Raw genomic sequence first — 19,970 nt, 5'->3', positions numbered from 1 at the left:
CGCAATGATCTGTTACTGAATTGAACAGAATTCCCGGCCGTTGGTTCAGGCTATCTGCCGGGTTTCGCTCGATGCCACGGGATAGAGCGCTTGCTGCTGCTCAATCCACGCATTCAGGTTGGCCCCGACCATGCCTTTGCGCCACATGAGCCACGTTGTCGCACTGGCAAACGGCTCGACCAACGGGTGCACCGCCACGCTTTCGCGCCCCGGCAGGCTGGCGAGCATCGACTCCGACATCAGCGCCACGCCACTGCCGGCGATCACGCAGGCGAGCATGCCCTGATAGGACTCAATCTCCATCGCCCGGCCCATCGCCGCCTGATAATGAACAAACCACGCCTCCAGCCGTGCGCGATAAGCGCAGCCGTGACGAAAAGTGAACACCGCCCGGCCCTCGACCTCCTTGGCGCTGCGGATCGGCGGGTGATCGGCTTCGCTGATCAGCACCAGACGCTCGTCGCACAGCGGCACGCCGTCGATCCCCGCCAGTTGCGGCGGGCCGTCCACCAGCGCCGCATCAAGGCGCCCGGAGATCAGTCCTTCGAGCAGCTCGCCGCTGGGGCCCGACTGCACTTGCAGGTTCACCGCCGGGTATTGCTTGTGATAGCGCGCCAGCAACGCCGGCAGATGGATAGCCGCCGTGCTGTACAGCGTGCCGAGGACGAAGTCTCCGGCCGGTTGCCCGCCCATCACTGCGGCGCTGGCCTGATCGCGCAGGGCGAACAGTTTGCCGGTGTAGTCCAGCAGGACTTTTCCCGCAGGCGACAACTGCAAACGCTGACGCTCACGAACGAACAGTTCGACGCCCAACTGCTCCTCCAACTGCTTGAGCCGGGTCGACAGGTTGGACGGCACCCGGTGCAGACGCTCGGCGGCGCGGGTGATCGAACTTTCCTCGGCCACCGCCTGAAAGATGCGCAACTGGCTGAACTCCACAACCTTTCTCCCGAACAGAACAAGTTTCTCACTATTATTCAATTTTAAAGAAAGTCAATCGGTTCTAGCCTGTCGGTCATTGCTCCTTCACAGGAATCCCGACCATGTCGCCCCTGATTCGCTTATCCGCCTGTTTCGTTGCCCTGATGATGGCCATGGGCATTGGGCGTTTCGCCCTCACCCCACAGATGCCACACCTGCTCAGCGAAGGTCAGGTGGATCTGACCGCCGCCGGTCTGATTGCCGCGGCCAATTACCTCGGCTACCTGCTGGGCGCGGTCGACGCGATGTTCGCCCATCGCCCGCCGCAAGTGCAGCGGCGTTTGCACGGTGGCTTGTGGCTGTGTGTGCTGCTGACCCTGGCGTCGTTCTGGGCCAACGGTTTCTGGTCGCATCTGTTGCTGCGCTTCGGCACCGGGGTGGCGAGTGCCTGGGTGCTGGTGATGATCACCGCGTTGAGTCAGCCATTGGCGGCTGCGGCGGGTCGGCCACGGCTGGGGGCGCTGGTGTTTGCCGGGCCGGGGCTGGGGATTTTTCTCACCGGGTTGCTGGCGCTGGTCTCACATCTGCTGCAGCAGACTTCGGCCACGCTGTGGCTGATCTATGCCGGCGTGGCGTTGCTGATGTTGCTGGGGATCATGCGGTTCCTGCCGCAACCGGGCGTGCACACGCCGGTCGCCACGCTGAATGTCAGCCACTCCAATCGCGGCATTCCACGACTGGCGGCGGTGTATGCGCTGTACGGCGTGGGCTACATCATCCCGGCCACGTTCCTCGCGCAAATGGCCAACGCGCAGTTTCACGGGCAATGGCAGGCTGATCTGTTCTGGCCGTGCTTCGGCCTTGGCGCGGCGCTTGGTGTGTTGCTGGTGAGCCTGCGTCGCCACGACCCGAACACCACGCGCCACTGGCTGACGGCGACCCTGTGGCTGCAGGCACTCGGCGTTTTTGCTTGCCTGCTGGGCAGCGGTTTTGGCTTGGCGCTGGGAGTGATTTTGTGCGGCATGCCGTTCCTGGCCTGCATGCAACTGGTGATGCAACGTTCGCGGGAGCTGGCGCCGCACAGCACTCAGCGCAACGCCGGTCTGCTGACCGCGTGCTTCGCTGTCGGCCAGCTCAGCGGCCCGTTACTCGCGGCGCTGAGCAGCCATTTCAGTGGTGGTCTGCAACCGGCGCTGGTGATCGCCGGCAGCGGACTGCTGATTGCCGGCGGGCTCGCCTTGCAAGCGTCTACTGCTGACCGAGCACTTTGCGCAAACGCCGACGCACCCACTGCTCGGCGCTGACAAAGGTGATGCCGAGCAACACCAGCACCGCGCCGATGACGAAGTTCAGGCTCAGTTGTTCGCCGAGCAACACCACGCCGAAGGTGACGCCGAACAACGGCGTCATAAAGGAAAACACTGCCAGATTGGCCGCCAGATAACGCCGCAGCAGCCAGAACCAGGTCAGGTAACTGAAGAACGATACCACCAGGCCCTGGAACAGCACGCTGGCGACCGCTACGCCGGTCAGGCTGACATGGGTGATCTGCCCGCTGAACAGCGCGATCAACAGCAGGCCGACGAAACCGACGATCAATTGATAGAACAGGGTCAAGGTCACCGGTGCTTCCGAAAGTCGTGAGGCGCGCACTACCACGGTGGTCGCGCCCCAGCACGCCCCGGCCAGCACGCCGAATGCATCACCCAGCAGCATGCGCCGGTCGAGATTGTCCCACGACACGCCGCCGGCAAAGGCGATGGCGATGCCAATGAATGCGAGGAAGATCCCCAGCCACTGCACCGGCCTCAGGCGCTCGCTGGCCAGCAGAAAATGCACGCCGAGCGCGGTGAAAATCGGCGCGGTGTAGAGGAACACCGACATGTGCGCGGCGGTGGTCAGTTGCAGGCCTTCGGCGATGAACAGAAATTCCAGACCGAACAACGCACCGGCCAGCAGCCCGCCGCGCCAGGTGCTGCCGACCTGATTCCAGCCGCCCTTCCAGCACAGCAGCAAGCCGACCAGCAACGCGGAAATCCCCGAACGCCCGGCCGCCTGCATCACCGGCGCGATGTCCGGCGCGGCCCACTTGATCAACACCTGCTGCACGCCCCAGATCAGGCACAGGCCGATCATCACCTGCAAGGCAAACCCGTCGGCATTGCGCCGCTCGACACTCATTGCAACACCCCGCACCCACACAACATGGCAGCCATCCATTGGTCAGTAATCTGTTCGGGGATTATCAATCAGTCGGGCGAAAAAAGCCGTCTGGAAAAGACATTGTGTTTGTCTGTTGCGGCAGCGCGGAATGGTTGGCGGCTGCGCGCCATTCGCTGGCAAGCCAGCTCCCACAAGGTCCGGGTTGGTCACAGATTCCTTGTTCGACACAAAACCCTGTGGGAGTCTGGCTTGCCAGCGATGACGCCAGTTCAATCAACCCGGCTCAAGGCTCTGACCTGAGAAGTCGTTTCGCCGCTAAAAACCCGACACTACAAGCCACCGCCGTGGCGAACGTCCCCCACACCCAATCCATCAAGCTCACCTGCACCGACCAGCCGCGTAACGTCGCCCAATTGGTCAGGTCATAGGTGCCATACGCCACCAGCCCCAACAACGCGCCCCGCTTCGCCGCCCCCTGCCAGTTCAGCGCCGGCAACACCACAAACACCACACAACCAAAAACGTACAGGCCATAAAAAACCGCTGCCGGAACCAGCAGCGGTTTTTCGAGCATCAACGAACCGAGCAGTTCGCGGTAGGTTGGCGCCATCAACACGCCGAGCCAGAGGCCGTCGAGCGCTAGAAACGCAATCAGCGTGGCAACATATGCAGCCAGAGCTTTCTTCATTGGCGAACCCTCATGTAGGAGCTGCCGCAGACTGCGATCCTTTTGCCTTTGTAAGATCAAAAGATCGCAGCCTGCGGCAGTTCCTGCATCGGGCCGGCGGTGGCTCAGGTTAGTTCAATGCGATCGGCATGAATGACGATCTTGCCATCCTTGTACAACGAACCGATGGCCTTCTTGAAGTTGCCTTTGCTGACACCAAACAGGCTGCTGATCAGCGCCGGATCGCTCTTGTCGCTGACCGCCAGCGTGCCATTGCTTTCACGCAGTTTGGCGAGAATCTTCGAGCTCAGGCTGCTGGCCGCTTCCTGCCCCACCGGCTGCAGGCTGAGGCTGATCTTGCCGTCGGCGCGCACTTCCTTGATAAAGCCCTTCTCGCGCATGCCGGCACGCATGAACTTGAAGATCTCGTTCTTGTGGATCAAACCCCAGTGCTTGTTGTTGATGATTGCCTTAAAGCCCATGTCGGTGGCTTCGGCAACCAGCAGATCAACTTCCTGGCCGGCACTGTAGTTGGCCGGGGTCTTGTCGAGGTAGCGATCCAGACGCGCCGTCGCAGTGATGCGCCGCGTGTGTTTGTCGAGGTAGACGTGCACCACGCAGTATTCGCCAGCGGTCATCTGACGCTTTTCTTCGGAATACGGCAGCAACAGGTCTTTCGGCAGGCCCCAATCGAGGAACACACCGATGCTGTTGACTTCAACAACTTTCAGGCTGGCAAATTCGCCGACCTGAACTTTTGGTTTTTCAGTGGTCGCGAGAAGTTTGTCTTCGCTGTCCAGGTATATAAATACGTTGAGCCAGTCTTCATCTTCGCTGGGAATATCTTTAGGGATATAACGGTTGGGCAAAAGAATCTCGCCGTCGGCACCGCCGTCCAGATATAAACCGAAGTTAGTGTGTTTAACCACTTGCAAACTGTTGTAACGCCCGACTAAAGCCATTTTCCAGAACCCTCATTGCGTGGCGGCATTCTACCCGGTTTTGCCGAAAACGTCGGGCACCAGATCCGTCCGTGGCGGGAAATCTGCGTGACGCCTTGATTTTCCTTGGTTGCAGATGCGGCAGCTGCCGCTCGTCAGTCTGCTGCAGCCGGCAAGCGTGCAATATCACAGTGCCGTAGCGCTTGAATGTTCTTATTTAAAACAGCAGCTTAGGCTCCTGTTCAGAATAATTAATCAACGATGATGCCGACCTGCAGCGGGCAATGCCGGGGATATTTACCAAGCTATTGTCAAGTGTTTCCTGTACGATGCCTGGCCGAGTTACTTTTCTAAAGGTTAATGGCCGCCATGCGTGTAAAAGCATCCACCAGCAAAGCAAAGCCAGCTCCAGCCGTTGAAACCAGCGAATCGATCAACGATCAGATCGCAGCCTTCCTCAAGTCCGGCGGCGAGATTCAGCAGATTGCCAAAGGCGTCAGCGGCCAGACATTCGGCCCGTCCAAGCAGATCAGCCTGGGCAAGAAGTAATACCCGGTAATACACCTGTCCTGAGGCGCTTTGAGCTTCGAAGCGTCTGGACTGGCACCCGCACCACCTCCCTTCTGTTTAATTAATCCGCAAAAATCGACCAACGGCCATCGACTCCGATGAATCGCCGGTATCCTTGCACACGTCTAGATCAAGCGTTTCAGCAGGCCCGACGTCCTGCGCTCGCTGTTCATGGAGTGACGCATGCGCAAATCTCACTGTTTATTGCTTGTCGGCCTGCTGGCCTGCTCAGCGGCGCACGCGCAGGTATTCCAGCGCGAGCTCGGTGATTTCGACCTCAAACTGGGCACCACGCCCAGCCGCAGCATGGCCCAGGGACTGGTCAAGCCCGCTGCGGTCGGCTCGTTCCACGGAGGCCTCGACCTCAGTCATGACAGCGGCCTGTACTTCGGCCAGTACGCGCCGAGCATGGGCCTCACCCCGGGCAAAAATCTCGAGATCGATTCCTACGTCGGCTTTAAACAACCTTTCGACCAAACCCTCGGCTACGAAGTCGGGATGATCCACTACAGCTACCCCAAAGTGGACACCCTCGACAGCCAGGAACTGTTCGGCGGCCTGACCCTGCTTGGCAGCCGCTTCGGCGTGGCCTTCAGCAATGACCCGGATAAACAGAACAACACGTTGTTCGCCGACCTTGGCGGCAATCAGCCGTTCGGCATCGGGATCAGCATGAAATACACCACCCATCAGTTGAACACCCCGGTCTCGGTGGACGGTGGCTACGTCAGCAGTTTTACCGATTGGTCGGTGAAATTTTCCCGGCCGTTCATGGGCGTCGACCTTGACCTGATTTACAGCAATTCCAACCTCAGCGGCAGTGATTGCTCGGCCTACTCCGGCCACAACAGTGAATGCGACGGTCTGGTCACGCTCAAGGCCGAGCGCGCCTTCTATTGATCGGCTGAACTGCCGGGAGCATCCTGCGTTCACATAAGAATCAGACGTCAGGCTCTCGCAAGGATTCGCCCATGTCTCGCTGGTTCAAGCACATCGCCACTTTGCTGATCTTCACCCTCGCCCTCGGCGCCTGCAGCCGCGTCGGGCTGGCGTACCGCAATCTCGACGTGATCATTCCATGGACGCTCAGCGACTACCTGGACATGAGCGGCGAGCAAAAGGACTGGTTCAACGAGCGCCTCAAGGAGCACCTGAACTGGCACTGCACCACGCAATTGCCGGATTACCTCGACTGGCTGGATCGCTTGCAGACAATGGTCGAAACCAATCAGGTGACCGACGCAGCGCTGCAGGCGCGAACCGCCGAAGCAAAAAAAGCCATTGCCGACACTGCCCGCCAGATCACCCCGTCGGCCATCGAACTGCTGCAAGGGCTGGACGACAAACAGGTCGCGGAGATGAACGACGCGTTTGCCAAGGACCTGCGCAAACGCGAGAAGGAATACGTCAAACCGCCACTGGACCAGCAAATTGCCGAACGTGGCGCGAGGATGGATAAACGCCTCACCGATTGGCTTGGCCCGCTGAGCGCGACCCAGGAACAACGAGTGGTGGCCTGGGCCACCGCGCTGGGCGATCAGAACAGGCAATGGATCGCCAACCGCGCGCATTGGCAGCAGCAGTTCAGCAATGCCGTTGCTCAGCGTAAAAGTCCTGAATTCCCACAAAGAATCGAGACACTTCTGGTCAATCGCGAGCGTTTATGGACCGCGGATTACCAGAAGGCTTACGCCAACACCGAAGCGCAGGCGCGCGCGCTGGCAGTTGATCTGATGGCCGAGAGCACGCCGCAGCAGCGTCAGCGTTTGTTGAAGAAGATCGAGGGGGTGCGGAAAGACTTCAATGATCTGAAGTGCCTGAAGGCCGCGCAAAAATAACAAGAAAAACGGAGACCTATTGTAGGAGTGAGCCTGCTCGCGATAGCGATCCTTCAGTCAATGATGCGTTGACTGACACTCCGCTATCGCGAGCAGGCTCACTCCTACAGAAGACACGGCGTTTCAGGCAATCTGCGCCTTGGACGCCACTTCGTCGAAGGTAGCCTCATTCAGCGCATCGTCCTGCTCATCCAGCACCTGGCGCGGATGATCGTTACCGGGAATGCTGCTGTCGATCAGGCTCAACAGACTTGAGCCGCGCGGCGTCAGAATGAAGTTGTTGCCGGTACTGCCCTCGTGATCCGGGCGTGGCGCAATAAACCCGCGCTCCAGCAGCAACTTTTCATAGTCACACGCCACTGTTTTCAAGTGATCCAGATTCTCGATCGGCTCGCCGGCACTGGCTTTCGCCGCCGCATAGTCTTCTGCATATTTGCGCGGGGCAAAACTTTCGCCAGCGCTGTTCTGCACTTCGTGGAGCAGGCGTTCAATCAAATCCCAGTTATAAGTCGTCATCCTGATTCAACCTCCGGTGCGCGTGATTAATGGCGCGTTCACTGGTTGTGACCGGAGCCTGCGGCAGCCGTTCCGCCGCATTTCACGCCACCACCGCCCGGGGGTCTGCAGGACTGGCCAAGGCCCGAATGAACTTTTCCCCGCCCCGAGACCTCCACCGGTTAACCCGCCTTAACCGGAACGGAGGCCCGCCCCCATGCAAACCCTGCTCAAGCTCACCCTCGCCGCCACCCTCGCCTGCGCCCTGCCCGCCTGGGCCTGCACGCCCGAGGAAGCCACTGCCAAACGCGAACAATTGGCCAAGGAAGTCTCCAAGCTCACCGAACAGAATCCGGCCAAGGCCAAGGAGATCTACGCCGAGTTGCAGAAGATGGATCTGGGTACCGCCAGCGCCGATCTGCCGGACAAGTGTCAGTTGATTGATCAGCGCTTGAAAGAATTGGGCTCGGCTGAGAAAAAAGCCGAGGGCTAAAAACCAGGATCAAAAGATCGCAGCCTTCGGCAGCTCCTACATTCGATCTGTGTAGGAGCTGCCGGAGGCTGCGATCTTTTGACTTTAGAAATGCATAAATGCATTTATTTTCTTGCACAAACGCATATCGGAGCTAAGGTTACCTCGAGCAAGGAGATCGGCACCGTTCATCGCAGATGAAATCCGTTAACCAGCGATCGCTCGGTAACACCGCAACACACCTACAAGCTGGACGCTTGTTTTCATTCATGGAGGACTGAAAAATGTTAACCACTCAAGCAACATCATTCACCAGCGAGAGCCTGCCAAGGTGCCTCGTCGGCCATCTGCTCGACCCGCAACTGGTCGAGGTTGAAGCCACCTCGCGCAGCGCGGCATCGGCTGCCGCCAGTCTCAACTTCAGCATGCAGAAGCAGACCCAGACCAACTGGTGCTGGGCCGCCGTGTCCGCCTCGGTCGGCAACTACTACGGCACCGGGTCGTGGACTCAGTGCGGAGTCGCCAGTACGCAGCTGGACCGCAATTGCTGCAGTCAGCCGGGGCCGTGCAACGTCTATGGTTATCTGGATTCAGCGTTACAGACCACTCGCAGCTACAACGGCATGAATCAGGGCTCGTTGCAGATGTCGGCGATTCAGAACCAGATCAATATGGGCCGCCCGGTCGGCCTACGTTGCGCCTGGTACGGTGGCGGTGCGCACTTCCTCGCGATCTACGGCACCAACGGCAATTACGTGCTGGTCGCCGACTCGATCTACGGTTACTCGACCCGTGCCCTCAACGCCTTCCCCGGTTCGTACAATGGCGGCGGCAACTGGACTCACACTTACTTCACCGCAAGAAATTAGGAGGGCGACATCATGCAACTGACTTATCCAAAGGCGCCTTCCAATGGCGTGCAGACCCTGCGCCCGGCACTCCAGGCGGCGCTACAAACCCAGGGCTTCGGCGCCAATCGTCAATTCGCCAGTGCGGCGGCGGCGAAGATCAGCCTGAGCGAGGCCTATCGCGGCTACTCGCTGACGCTGGACGACCTGAGCCTGGGCAAAGGTCTGCAGGACGCGCGCATCGGTGACTGGCATTACCTGGTATTTGCCGACGACGTGACCATTGCCGATGCGCAACTGGCCGAGGTTCGCGGCCATGTCGAGTTCGCTTCGCTGAACCACGGCACGCGGGCCGCCGACACCGTGGGGGCGTTGAAACTGGCGGAACAGGCGCCGCAATTGCAGGGTAAAACCGTCGAATTGCGCGTGCTGTTTGTCTCGGCGCTGCATGTCGTGGCGATCTGGCTGCATGCGGACGATGCCGATGTACTGATCCCGATCGAGCCAACGCCCAAAGCGCTGGGCGCCTCGCGGCTGTACGGCGAAGCAGCGCTGCTCGCGCTGCTAAAACCGGCAGCGGATCGCGCCAAACAACGCTTTGATGCCGACACCAGTGGGCAACTGGGTAGCTGACAAACGTTGCGCATAAAAAAACCCGGACACGGTCCGGGTTTTTTATTGGCCTGAAAACGGCTTACTCAGCCGCAGGCTCGGCCGGCTTGCGGCGTTTGAGCGGGGCCATGCCGTCGCTGCTGACCAACGAGTCCGGCTTCGGCCGGTTGGCGCTCTTGCGCTTGGTCGGAGTCTTGGCGGCGGTTTTCTTTTTGTCACCCTTGGCGTCGGTCTTTTTCTTCTTCACGCCAACCGCTTTGCCCGAAGCCTTGACCTTTTTCGGTCCGCCGTAAGTGCCTTTGACTTCCTTGATGGTGCGGCGCTCGAAACTCTGCTTGAGGTAGCGCTCGATGCTCGACATCAGGTTCCAGTCGCCGTGGCAGATCAGCGAGATCGCCAGACCATCGTTGCCGGCACGCCCGGTACGACCGATGCGGTGCACGTATTCGTCGCCGCTGCGGGGCATGTCGAAGTTGATCACCAGATCCAGACCATCAACGTCCAGACCACGGGCTGCCACGTCGGTGGCGACCAGAATTTTCACCCCGCCCTGCTTCAGACGGTCGATCGCCAGTTTGCGATCCTTCTGGTCTTTTTCGCCGTGCAGCACGAACGCCTTGTATTCCTGCGCGACGAGGCGGCCGTAGATGCGGTCGGCCATGGCGCGGGTGTTGGTGAAGATGATGGCCTTCTGGTAGGTCTCGTTGGCCAGCAACCAGTTCACAATCTGTTCTTTGTGCTGATTGTGGTCGGCAGTGATGATCTGCTGACGGGTAGTCGAGTTCAGCTGGCTGACTGCGTTGAGCTGCAAGTGCTCAGGGTTGTTCAGCACCTTGGCGATCATCTCGCGCAGGCCGGAACCGCCGGTGGTGGCAGAGAACAGCATGGTCTGCTGACGGTTCGGGCATTCGTCGACCAGACGCTGCACGTCTTCGGCGAAACCCATGTCGAGCATACGGTCGGCTTCGTCGAGCACCAGCACTTCGACTTCCTTGAGGTCGAGGTTGCCGGCGTTGAGCTGCTCGATCATCCGCCCCGGGGTACCGATGAGGATGTCCGGCACCTTGCGCAGCATCGCGGCCTGGACCTTGAAGTCTTCACCGCCGGTGATCAGACCGGACTTGATGAAAGTGAACTGCGAAAAGCGTTCGACTTCCTTCAGGGTCTGCTGGGCCAGTTCGCGGGTCGGCAGCAGGATCAGGGTTTTGATGCTGACGCGAATCTTCGCCGGGCCGATCAGGCGATTGAGGATCGGCAGAACGAAAGCGGCGGTTTTACCGCTACCGGTTTGCGCCGTCACCCGCAGATCACGCCCCTGGAGCGCCAGCGGAATGGCCGCTGCTTGCACAGGCGTTGGCTCGACAAATTTCAGCTCGGCCACGGCTTTGAGCAGGCGTTCGTGCAGGGCGAATTGGGAAAACACGGGTGCTACCTCGAAGATATGCAAAAAAACAGCTGCATAGGTTACCGGTTTCGAGCGCTCAGGCCGAGTCTCTTTATACAAACGGACGTAATCAGTGGCTTTTTTGTTGCTCGATTTGTCTTCAACGGTAATACACAGCGTCTTAAATGCTCTAATCGCCCATCGCGTCCTACAGAAGATCGTTGCTCACATGGATTTCAAACAGCTCTGGCTCAACGCCCAAGACCTCTGGGGTACCCTGGAAAAGCACCCGTTTCTGCAATCCGGCCTGGCGCTGATGCTGCTTCTGGTGATCGCACTGGTAGTCGGACGAGTGGCGCGCTACCTGATCCTGCACGCCAGCCGCATGCTCGGGCGCCAGCCGGCGTTGCACTGGATCAACGATTTTCGCCACAACAAGGTGTTTCAGCGCCTGGCGCAGATGACCCCGTCGCTGGTGATCCAGTTCGGCCTGCATCTGGTGCCGGAACTGAGCAAAACCGCGATGACCTTCCTCGGCAACGTCGCGCTGTCGTTCACCATTCTGTTCCTGCTGCTGTCGATCAGCGCCCTGCTCAATGCGCTGCTGGACATCTACGCGCGCACCGAACACGCCCGCACCCGCTCGATCAAGGGCTACGTGCAACTGGCGAAAATGGTCTTGTACGTGTTCGGCGCGATCATCATCGTCGCCACTCTGATCGACCGTTCGCCGCTGTTGCTGCTCTCCGGTCTCGGTGCCATGTCGGCGGTGATTCTGTTGGTCTACAAGGACACCCTTCTGTCGTTCGTCGCCAGCGTGCAACTGACCAGCAACGACATGTTGCGGGTCGGCGACTGGATCGAAATGCCGCAAGTCGGCGCCGATGGCGACGTGGTCGATATCACTCTGCACACGGTCAAGGTGCAGAATTTCGACAAGACGATTGTCTCGATCCCGACCTGGCGCCTGATGTCCGAGTCGTTCCGCAACTGGCGCGGCATGCAGCAGTCCGGCGGGCGGCGGATCAAGCGCAGCCTGTTCATCGACGCCAGCGGCGTGCGCTTCATCCGTGATGACGAAGAAGAGAAACTCTCGCAGGTGCACCTGCTGACCGCGTACATGGGCCGCAAGAAAGCCGAACTCAAGGCGTGGAACGAGGCCCAGGGCAACGTCGCGGCGATGGCGGCCAACCGCCGGCGCATGACCAATATCGGCACCTTCCGCGCCTATGCGCTGGCGTATCTGAAGAGTCACCCGGAGGTGCAGCCGAACATGACCTGCATGGTCCGGCAGATGCAAACCACCGCGCAGGGTATTCCGCTGGAGATCTACTGCTTCACGACCACCACGGTGTGGGCCGATTACGAGCGGATTCAGGGGGATATTTTCGATTATCTGCTGGCGGTGCTGCCGGAGTTCGGGCTGAGTCTTTATCAGCAGCCGAGTGGTGGGGATTTGCGTTCGGGGCTGTTGCCGGCGGTGCTGGGCTCGGCGAGCATTCCCGAGCCGCAGAAACACCTGATGTAACCCACAATCCGTGTAGGAGCTGCCGCAGGCTCGGGCCGCGATCGGACGATCTGTTTATCTTGAAAAATCAACGTCAAAAGATCGCAGCCTGCGGCAGCTCCTACAGGATTGCGTCCATAAAAAAACGCAATCGAAGTTGCGTTTTTGTGTTTCTGCCAAGGGTTATCTGGCCTGCCGTTGCGGCGCCTTGTGCACCATGGTGTAGGCGTAATCGACGCCCATGCCATACGCGCCGCTGTGTTCCAGCACCAGTTCCATCACCGCTTCGTACGTCTCTTTGTGCGCCCAGTCACGCTGGAATTCGAGCAGCACTTGCTGCCAGGTCACCGGTACCGCACCGGCCTGAATCATCCGTTGTACCGACATATCGTGGGCTTCTTTACTGGTGCCGCCGGAAGCGTCCGTGACGATGTACACCTCGTAGCCTTCAGCCAGCGCTTCCAGTGCCGGGAAGGTCAGGCAGACCTCGGTCCACAGCGCGGCAATGATCAGTTTCTTGCGGCCGGTGGCCTTCACCGCGTCTACCAGCGCCTTGTCTTCCCAAGAGTTCATCGAAGTGCGCTCGATCGGCTTCTGCTCCGGGTGCACTGCCAACAGTTCCGGCCAGATGTAGCCGCTGAAGCTTTCGGTTTCGACCGAGGTGTAGATGGTCGGCACGTTGAAGATCTTCGCTGCCTTGGCCAGGCCGACAGTGTTGTTCTTCAAGGTCTGGCGGTCGATCGACTGCACGCCAAAGGCCATTTGCGGCTGGTGGTCGATCAGGATCAGAGCGGAGTTGGTTGGGTTGAGCAGTTCACGGATAGACATGGCGCGTTCCTTTTGATGTCGATTCAAGCGTTTCGATTGGGTAATGGATGAGTCGAGGCGTTTTGCCGTCTGCGGCGTTGTTGTCTCGGCTTGGATGTCACTTTAGGGGCTGGCGGATAAAGGGACAATTCCATAAAATCGAGAATCATTGATTCTAAAATAGGGACAATCATGGACCGCATCGAATGCATGCGCGCCTTCGTGGTGACCGTTGGCGAGAACGGCTTCGCCGCAGCGGCGCGAGCCATGGATGTGCCGCGCTCGAAAGTCAGCAAACAGATCCAGGCACTGGAAGAGGCGATCGGCGTGCAGTTGCTGCAACGCACCACCCGCAGCCTGCACCTGACCGAGGCGGGCGCCGAATATTTCGAAGCGGCGCGGGAAGTGATTGCGGCACTGGACGAGGCCGAACAGCGCGCACGGGACGGTGTTGGAGAATTACGCGGTGTGTTGCGGGTCAACGCGCCAATGTCGTTCGGCCTGCGCCGCCTGGGCAAGCTGATTCCGCTGTTCCACGAGCAACACCCGAACATCGAGCTGCAACTGGTGCTCAGCGATCAGCAGGTCGACCCGGTGCGCGGCGGTTTCGACGTGACGATCCGCATCGCCAGCCTGCCCGACTCAACCATGATCGCCCGGCAACTGGCGCCCGCGCCGCGCATCATGGTCGCCTCCCCGGCTTATCTCGAACGCGCAGGCACGCCGCAGTCGCCACAGGATCTGCGCTCACATCAGTGTTTGAACTATGGCTATCTGCAGAGCGGCGTCAGCCTGCAACTGTGCAACGGCAAGGAGACGCAACGCGTCAACGTCACCGGCCCCCTGCACGCCAACAACGGTGACTTGCTGGCCCAGGCAGCCGAGGCCGGCATGGGCATTGCGCTGCTGCCGGACTTCATTGTCGAAGAAGCGCTGGCCGCCGGGCGACTGGTGCCGGTGCTGTGCGAATGGCAAGCCCCGGCGATCACCATCAACGCGGTGTATTCTTCAGCGCGGCGGGTGCCGCAAAAGACCCGGGCGTTTATCGAGTTTCTGGTAGAACAATTGGCGCCTCAGGTATGAGCGACTGCCCGGCTGCATCACGCGGATCCCTGAACATCAAGTACAGCGGTGCGAGCCCGGATCCCTCGGGAAAAACCACGACATAGTCGTCAAAGCTAACCGTTGAGAGATCCTGGAAGTTTTCGAGCGAGGGCACAGCGCTGGATCGAACGAATTCCAGCCGGTCTTCAACATCAGGATCAGACGACATTTTGGTGTCCAGAGGGGCGGGAGTACTCCAGCTCACCGAAACCGCTGAAGCGCCATCTGCGGTGAAATCGTAAGTCTGCGAGTGCTTATTCCAGGCAGCAGATCGCACCCTGACACCGGGCGATATCGCAGAGCCATTCGTCGGCGTAATGAGCACCTGATGCAGCGTTTTTATTTCTCGCAGACTTCGCGACAGCCTTCCAGCCGACACGGAACAGCTTGCGCTGCTGATTCGCAATGGCAACTCTATCTCTGCCCGAGTCGCAGAAAGGTATTGCCAATCCACGCCTTCAACCGGAATAAATTCGGACACTGGAAGGCAAATCCCATAGAACCCCGATTCAGCACGGCTGAAAAAGTCGAACTCCAGTATCGCGATATATTGACCTTGATGGACGGCGTCGCCCAAGGTGATTTGCCAGGTGAACTCAGCCACCGCCGAACGAATGGCTTTTTGCAGGTCGACACGATGATTTTCCAATGACGGCGAAAGTGCATCCTCGACAAGGATCGCCGGGCGCGCGCCGACGAAAGCAAGCGGCGCAAAGAGCCGCGCAGGGTCACCACCCGTCTGACGACGCAAATCGACAAGTCGACTCTGGGCCGTTGCCAGCAATGATTCGCTCTGCACGTTTGCGAGACGCTGATTGAAGACGTTCACCTTCGCGATGGAACTGTCGTAGAGCGTCGAGAGTTGCTGGGCGATACCTTGCCATTGCACATGCAGGGTTTGAGCGTGCACCACATCACTGCGGGCACCATCCCTTGCAAACTTGATGCGTAGTTGCAGAGTAACAAAGCGGCGAACGGCAGACCTCGCACCGAATTCGGCCGCCTCCAGCGCTCGGATAGCCGCTGCACTTACATCTACTCCAGATGGAGAACCTTGTTGTTCAAGCAAATGTTTGAAGCATTGCTCCTGGGCTGCAAGGGCTGTTTGTACTTTTTGCTCCGCGATGGACATATCAGTGGAAAACGTCTTGATGTCCGCAAGGTTTTGCGCGATGCGCTGCTGTGTGATCTGCGCCCAATCGAACGGAGCATTCGGGCGAGCGTGAGACAGATTGGCAGCAGGCATCGCTTGCCCCTTGAACGCGGCGCGGCCCTGTTGCTGGTGCCAGTCCTTGACGAAATACACCACCGTGTCGGCCTGATAAACGTTGTCGAACTCATCCCGTGGCGGATAAAACAGCAAGTCGGCACCTTGGGGATGCCCCGCTATCTGGTCGAAGTGATTGATCAATCGATCGTGATCCTTTTTGGGCACATCGACGGCCCAGATCCGCTCGACCAGCGCCTGGAACTCCGGCTCGGTGTAATCGCCGAGGGTTGATTTGAGTTTCATGGTTTTTTACTTCCTTGTTTGTCCGCATGACTTCGGAGGGCATTCAAGCGAATGCCCTCCATCCTTGGTCACTTGCTTCAAAGTTACTCAGGTTTGAAGCCAGGTTTGTTATTGAGTGCGCGCCACTCTTTCACTTCTTTCAGGATGCCTTCGGGGCTGTCTTCACGTCCTTCCTTGGGGTAGAAGATGACGTCCGAGCGGTCGGGGTGTTCGGTGATTAGCTCGAAATGATCGACTAGTCTGTCCAAATGGGCCTCTAACGCCGCCCCCTCCAGCTCTTTGGGAAAGTGCACGAATCCTTGTAGAAAAGATAAAAACTCGGCTTCGGTGTAGTGCTCAAATTTATCTTTGAATTTCATTTCCCTTCCTCTCCTGATGCAGCTGTATGTGTCGCCGTGGTGTCATCACCAAAATATTATCGATCCCATAAACCTCACCTCCATTTACAACTTCCACATCATGATGAAGTTCAAACGTCTTTCTTCCTCCTCTCTGATCTGTAACCGGAGGGAAAGGAGCAATGCCGGCCTGCATTCGCCTTAAATTGTGATCAGAAAACTGAAAGCCAAGATCTGAATCAGCAGCCACAGCCCTCCAAAACACCTCCCTGAACCGATGAAAATTGGCAAACACCTTCCCTCTCAACTGATCGGCAATCTGCGCAGGAATTGACGCCCCCACCGTTCTCGCTGCCTCACCCAACCAAACTCCCGTAACCTGCTGTCCGACTCCCGTCGCAACCCCCGGATCATCCCTTCGATCCAGAAACAGCACATCCGGCGAAGGCAGCTCCATATTCCCCGGGAACCCCGGAATACTCGCACCTGCCTGCCCTTCATCAACAGCCGGAAACGTCTCGTTTGCCGGTAGGATCGGGATGAGCGGGTTGCCGGGATAAGCCGTGGGGGTCGAGGGGGAAATCGGTGTGATGGTCGGCCCGAGGTGTTCGCTGCCCGGTGGCACCAGAGGTGTCCAGGTTCCAATGCCCACCGGAGGAATCGGCCAAGGCTGGACGGCGGGAAGAACGCCACGTCGTCCGTGGGCACTTTGCGGCGCGACAATGCTGACCCGGTCGAGATTGAACGGATTCGCGCCAACGGATGCATCGTCCTGAAAGCGCAGTTCGAACTCGCGGCGTTCACCCACCCAGGTGCTCTTCGGTGCATAAGGTGCGAAGCCTTGCTCGACGCGTTTTTTGTTGACCTCATCGAACTGGCTGGTGAGTGCAGATTGCTCACCCAATGTGCGCCACAGCGCGTCGCCAAATGCGCCGAATGACTGAATTTCGCGCGCACGCAACTGGTCGCCGATCTGACCGGGAATGGCTGCACCGGTGCTGCGGCTGGCCGTGTTCCACCAGTGCGCCGTCGCGGGTTGACCACTACCTGTGACGACGCCCGTGCCCAGCGGCGGCAGGTTGAAAGACAGGTACATCGGCGCCGAACCCGGCACGCAGATGATGCAATCCTGAATGCGCAGGTCGACGCCCTTCGGCAAGTCCTGAACAACCGGTGGCAGCAGCGCTATCCGACTCTGGCTCGGAACCGCTTTGGTGATGCTGGCATCGGGCGTGAATTGCAGGTGCCGGGGCGGTGAACCGGGGACTTCTGCGGTGTAGTTTCCCGTCAGCGGATCAGGCACCGCGTTGATAACCGGGACACTGGCGCCGATCTCATTGCCGGTGGTGACCGCAATGACGGCGGTGCCTTGCGCTACGGCCTCAGGCTTGAGCCGATAAGGCATGTCCACCGACCCGCCGGAATCGGCGATCGTACGCAGCGCCTGCTCATCGGAAAGCCCCAGCGCCCGGGCAGGCACGGCGACAGACTGAAACAATCTTCGTCGCTGTTCCGGCGTCAGCTCTCCATCACCCAGCGTTGGCGAGTACACCAGTCCGGCGATCAATACCGTGGACGGATGGGGAACCAGCATGGCGAGGGGAAGATGCCTGACCGCTTGCCGTACACCTGCCTCGATGAGTGCACCCGCGTGCTGGGCAACGAGTGCCCCGGAACGCGTCAACACCATCGCGCCGTGCGTCATCGACGACAGCGGGACGGTCAGTGTGTTGGCCTCTCGGGTTCGGCTTACGCGTGCATCTTCGTCAGCCTGTTGCTTGAATCGAACCCGTGCCTCACGCTGCACAGCGTATTGACGCTGGGCCTCCCAAACCGCTTCCCTTTCACGCCAGACCACAGTCTGCTCGGCATGATGCCTGACCAGTGCTGCGGACTTTTCCCGCAGGGCATGGAGCTGCGAGGTGAGTAACCGCGCCTCATGGGCGGCGGTGTAAGCGCTTTCCCAGATCCGGTGGCCGTCGTCGAGCGCCTGGCCGAACTCGCCGAGTCGCGTCAGGTAGTCTTGGGACGTGCGCGTCAGAGGGTCGTGGCCATCGAAGGATGAAGCCACCGCCATGTGCGCATTGAAGTCTGCGGATTTACGGGCGATCAGCCCGTCGATTTCGCTTTTCTGCTTGCTGATCTGGTAGAGCTGCCAGCGCTCACTGTGATTCGGGTCGGATAACGTGCTCGCCGCCCGAATTTCCTGCTCCAGTGCAGGTACGAACTGCCCGGCCTTTTCGGCAAAACGACGATCGACCTCGGCCCTGATGGCGTCATGTCGTTGCGCCAGTCCCGCCAGAAACTGCATCAGCGCTTGATGACGCGCCTGTTCCTGAACCTGCGTGGCGGCGGCCTGTGCCTGGGCGGCAGCTTCTTGTGCCTGAGCCGCCGCTTGAGCTTGTTCTTGCTGTTGTTTTTGCCGGTGTGCCGCTTTGGCTCGCGCCCGAGCCTTTTGCTTGCTCTTGCTGACCTTGCCGAAGCCGCCCGATACCCCGCCGCCGCCACCAAAACCACCACCTGATCCGCCACCCGACGCGGGTGGCCCGGTTCGGATGACGACGCTTCCCGACGTTCCATCGTTGAAATTGTTCTGTGCCATACAGTCACTCCTTGTCTGTAGGGCACAGCGTGTCGATCAAGCGGTAGTCAGGTGCGGTACATAGTTATCGCGGTGGAAATGATGGGTGAAGTGGCATTCAGCCAATGGCCTGCGGCTTGCGAATCCCCAACCGGCTGATCCAGACGGCGGCGAGGATGACGCTGCCGCCGATAAACAACCTTCCCAGCTCCTCATGCTGATTCCAGATCAGCAGATTCAGCAGCAGGCCCACCGGCACATGCAGGTTGTTCATCACCGCCAGGGTGCCGCCGTTGACCATGCACGCGCCCTTGTTCCACCAGTACAGGCCGAGCGCCGTCGAGACCAGGCCGAGGAACAGCAACACGCCCCACTGCAGCGGCGCCTCAGGCAAAAAGTTGGCTTTGCCGAACATCAGGAACGCAGGTAGTACCACCGCCAGCGCGCCGAGGTAGAAGAAACCGAAACGCCGATAGTGCGGCAGGTCGCTCGGGTGTTTCGCCACCAGATGCTTGTACAGCACCTGCCCTGCCGCGTAGGTGAAGTTGGCCAGTTGCAGCAGCAGGAAACCCATGAAGAAGTCCGGGTTGATCCGGTCGAAGCGAATCACCGCCGCACCGCCAACCGCGACCAGCGCGGCGACCAGCGCCCACGGGTTGAAGCGTCGGTTCAGCGCATCTTCGATCAACGTCACGTGCAACGGCGTGAGGATGGTGAACAGCAGCACTTCCGGCACCGTCAGCACGCGGAAGCTCAGGTACAGGCAGACGTAGGTGATGCCGAACTGCAACGCGCCGATCAGCAGCATGCCGCGCATGAATGCCGGTTCGACCGAGCGCCAGCGGGTCAGCGGGATGAACACCAGCCCGGCCAGCACCACGCGCACCAGCACTGCGAAGTAGCTGTCGACATGCCCGGCGAGGTATTCGCCGATCAGACTGAAGGAAAACGCCTGGATCAGCGTGACAAAAAGTAGATAGCCCATGGTCGCCTCTGTTTCGAATGGCGGCGACGATAGCGGGTTTTACAGGCTGCAACCAATACAAAATCAACCTGTAGGAGCTGCCGCAGGCTGCGATCTTTTGATCTTGTTTTTTACAGGCAAAAGATCGCAGCCTTCGGCAGCTCCTACAGGGATAGGTGTGAGCCATATAAATCGCGGACAAAAAAAAGCCCGATCTCGCTAAAGCGTTCAATCGGGCTACAGCA

At 59.4% G+C, this 19,970-nt stretch carries 20 protein-coding genes; 9 read left to right on the top strand and 11 right to left on the bottom strand.

All coding sequences use genetic code 11. The features are described from left to right. Positions 1 to 45: 45 nt before the first annotated feature. The gene (gene ptrR, locus ACXR0M_RS18955) at positions 46 to 939 is read right to left on the bottom strand and encodes a putrescine utilization regulator PtrR (RefSeq protein ID WP_458833306.1); all 894 of its coding nucleotides are present in this window, start codon (positions 937 to 939) and stop codon (positions 46 to 48) included. A gap of 104 nt (positions 940 to 1,043) precedes the next feature. Here ptrR and ACXR0M_RS18950 point away from each other — a divergent pair, with 104 nt between their 5' ends. Further along, positions 1,044 to 2,225, top strand: a complete 1,182-nt coding sequence (locus ACXR0M_RS18950; RefSeq protein WP_458833305.1) for an MFS transporter — start codon at positions 1,044 to 1,046, stop codon at positions 2,223 to 2,225. On the opposite strand, the gene ACXR0M_RS18945 is transcribed toward ACXR0M_RS18950, so the two are convergent. The 3 genes from ACXR0M_RS18945 to ACXR0M_RS18935 form a co-directional block, all read right to left on the bottom strand. Beyond that, on the bottom strand, positions 2,170 to 3,102 hold the full coding sequence (locus ACXR0M_RS18945) for a DMT family transporter (protein WP_458833304.1): 933 nt from the start codon (positions 3,100 to 3,102) through the stop codon (positions 2,170 to 2,172). The genes ACXR0M_RS18950 and ACXR0M_RS18945 overlap by 56 nt on opposite strands. Before the next feature lie 265 nt (positions 3,103 to 3,367). Then, positions 3,368 to 3,772: a DUF2177 family protein gene (locus ACXR0M_RS18940; RefSeq protein ID WP_458833303.1), complete on the bottom strand. Its 405-nt coding sequence runs from the start codon at positions 3,770 to 3,772 to the stop codon at positions 3,368 to 3,370. Positions 3,773 to 3,876: 104 nt separating this feature from the next. Further along, on the bottom strand, positions 3,877 to 4,713 hold the full coding sequence (locus tag ACXR0M_RS18935; protein WP_458833302.1) for a CvfB family protein: 837 nt from the start codon (positions 4,711 to 4,713) through the stop codon (positions 3,877 to 3,879). Positions 4,714 to 5,052: 339 nt separating this feature from the next. On the opposite strand from ACXR0M_RS18935, the gene ACXR0M_RS18930 reads away from it, so the two are divergent. The 3 genes from ACXR0M_RS18930 (at position 5,053) to ACXR0M_RS18920 (ending at position 7,100) form a co-directional block, all read left to right on the top strand. After that, entirely contained in the window at positions 5,053 to 5,241 is a 189-nt protein-coding gene (locus tag ACXR0M_RS18930; RefSeq protein ID WP_016985943.1) for a hypothetical protein, read from the top strand. 204 nt (positions 5,242 to 5,445) lie between these two features. Further along, positions 5,446 to 6,162: a TorF family putative porin gene (locus tag ACXR0M_RS18925; protein ID WP_458833301.1), complete on the top strand. Its 717-nt coding sequence runs from the start codon at positions 5,446 to 5,448 to the stop codon at positions 6,160 to 6,162. A 71-nt stretch (positions 6,163 to 6,233) separates the two neighbouring features. Beyond that, on the top strand, positions 6,234 to 7,100 hold the full coding sequence (locus tag ACXR0M_RS18920; RefSeq protein ID WP_458833300.1) for a DUF6279 family lipoprotein: 867 nt from the start codon (positions 6,234 to 6,236) through the stop codon (positions 7,098 to 7,100). Positions 7,101 to 7,223: 123 nt separating this feature from the next. Here ACXR0M_RS18920 and ACXR0M_RS18915 read toward each other — a convergent pair whose 3' ends face one another. After that, positions 7,224 to 7,616, bottom strand: a complete 393-nt coding sequence (locus tag ACXR0M_RS18915; protein ID WP_458833299.1) for a transcriptional regulator — start codon at positions 7,614 to 7,616, stop codon at positions 7,224 to 7,226. Positions 7,617 to 7,812: 196 nt separating this feature from the next. Here ACXR0M_RS18915 and ACXR0M_RS18910 point away from each other — a divergent pair, with 196 nt between their 5' ends. From ACXR0M_RS18910 to ACXR0M_RS18900, 3 genes are all read left to right on the top strand, one after another. Further along, complete coding sequence (locus ACXR0M_RS18910) at positions 7,813 to 8,088, top strand: hypothetical protein (protein ID WP_458833298.1); 276 nt, start codon at positions 7,813 to 7,815, stop codon at positions 8,086 to 8,088. A 263-nt stretch (positions 8,089 to 8,351) separates the two neighbouring features. After that, entirely contained in the window at positions 8,352 to 8,936 is a 585-nt protein-coding gene (locus tag ACXR0M_RS18905) for a papain-like cysteine protease family protein (protein WP_458833297.1), read from the top strand. Between the two features lie 12 nt (positions 8,937 to 8,948). Beyond that, positions 8,949 to 9,548 carry a hypothetical protein gene (locus tag ACXR0M_RS18900; RefSeq protein WP_458833296.1) on the top strand — a complete coding sequence of 200 codons (600 nt, stop codon included), beginning with the start codon at positions 8,949 to 8,951 and terminating at the stop codon, positions 9,546 to 9,548. A 61-nt stretch (positions 9,549 to 9,609) separates the two neighbouring features. Here ACXR0M_RS18900 and ACXR0M_RS18895 read toward each other — a convergent pair whose 3' ends face one another. Next, positions 9,610 to 10,950, bottom strand: a complete 1,341-nt coding sequence (locus tag ACXR0M_RS18895; protein ID WP_458833295.1) for a DEAD/DEAH box helicase — start codon at positions 10,948 to 10,950, stop codon at positions 9,610 to 9,612. A 190-nt stretch (positions 10,951 to 11,140) separates the two neighbouring features. Here ACXR0M_RS18895 and ACXR0M_RS18890 point away from each other — a divergent pair, with 190 nt between their 5' ends. Further along, positions 11,141 to 12,439, top strand: coding sequence for a mechanosensitive ion channel family protein (locus tag ACXR0M_RS18890; protein WP_458833293.1), 1,299 nt, complete (start codon positions 11,141 to 11,143; stop codon positions 12,437 to 12,439). A 162-nt stretch (positions 12,440 to 12,601) separates the two neighbouring features. Here the strand turns inward: ACXR0M_RS18890 and ACXR0M_RS18885 are convergent, their stop codons facing one another. Then, the gene (locus ACXR0M_RS18885; protein WP_458833292.1) at positions 12,602 to 13,246 is read right to left on the bottom strand and encodes a hydrolase; all 645 of its coding nucleotides are present in this window, start codon (positions 13,244 to 13,246) and stop codon (positions 12,602 to 12,604) included. A 171-nt stretch (positions 13,247 to 13,417) separates the two neighbouring features. Here ACXR0M_RS18885 and ACXR0M_RS18880 point away from each other — a divergent pair, with 171 nt between their 5' ends. Next, the gene (locus tag ACXR0M_RS18880) at positions 13,418 to 14,308 is read left to right on the top strand and encodes a LysR family transcriptional regulator (protein WP_458833291.1); all 891 of its coding nucleotides are present in this window, start codon (positions 13,418 to 13,420) and stop codon (positions 14,306 to 14,308) included. Here ACXR0M_RS18880 and ACXR0M_RS18875 read toward each other — a convergent pair. The 4 genes from ACXR0M_RS18875 to ACXR0M_RS18860 form a co-directional block, all read right to left on the bottom strand. Further along, on the bottom strand, positions 14,268 to 15,842 hold the full coding sequence (locus ACXR0M_RS18875; protein WP_458833290.1) for a bacteriocin immunity protein: 1,575 nt from the start codon (positions 15,840 to 15,842) through the stop codon (positions 14,268 to 14,270). The two genes, ACXR0M_RS18880 and ACXR0M_RS18875, sit on opposite strands and share 41 nt — an antisense overlap. Before the next feature lie 83 nt (positions 15,843 to 15,925). Further along, on the bottom strand, positions 15,926 to 16,201 hold the full coding sequence (locus ACXR0M_RS18870; RefSeq protein ID WP_458833289.1) for a bacteriocin immunity protein: 276 nt from the start codon (positions 16,199 to 16,201) through the stop codon (positions 15,926 to 15,928). After that, positions 16,185 to 18,782 (bottom strand): S-type pyocin domain-containing protein, encoded by a 2,598-nt coding sequence (locus ACXR0M_RS18865; RefSeq protein WP_458833288.1) that lies wholly within the window; start codon positions 18,780 to 18,782, stop codon positions 16,185 to 16,187. Before ACXR0M_RS18865 ends, ACXR0M_RS18870 begins: the two co-directional genes overlap by 17 nt. A 97-nt stretch (positions 18,783 to 18,879) precedes the next feature. Beyond that, the gene (locus tag ACXR0M_RS18860; RefSeq protein ID WP_458833287.1) at positions 18,880 to 19,746 is read right to left on the bottom strand and encodes a carboxylate/amino acid/amine transporter; all 867 of its coding nucleotides are present in this window, start codon (positions 19,744 to 19,746) and stop codon (positions 18,880 to 18,882) included. Positions 19,747 to 19,970 lie beyond the last annotated feature (224 nt).

This window comes from Pseudomonas sp. Eth.TT006 (genome assembly GCF_054456575.1).
Note: the sequence above shows the minus strand (reverse complement) of the source record. Positions and strands in the feature narration are given on the sequence as shown.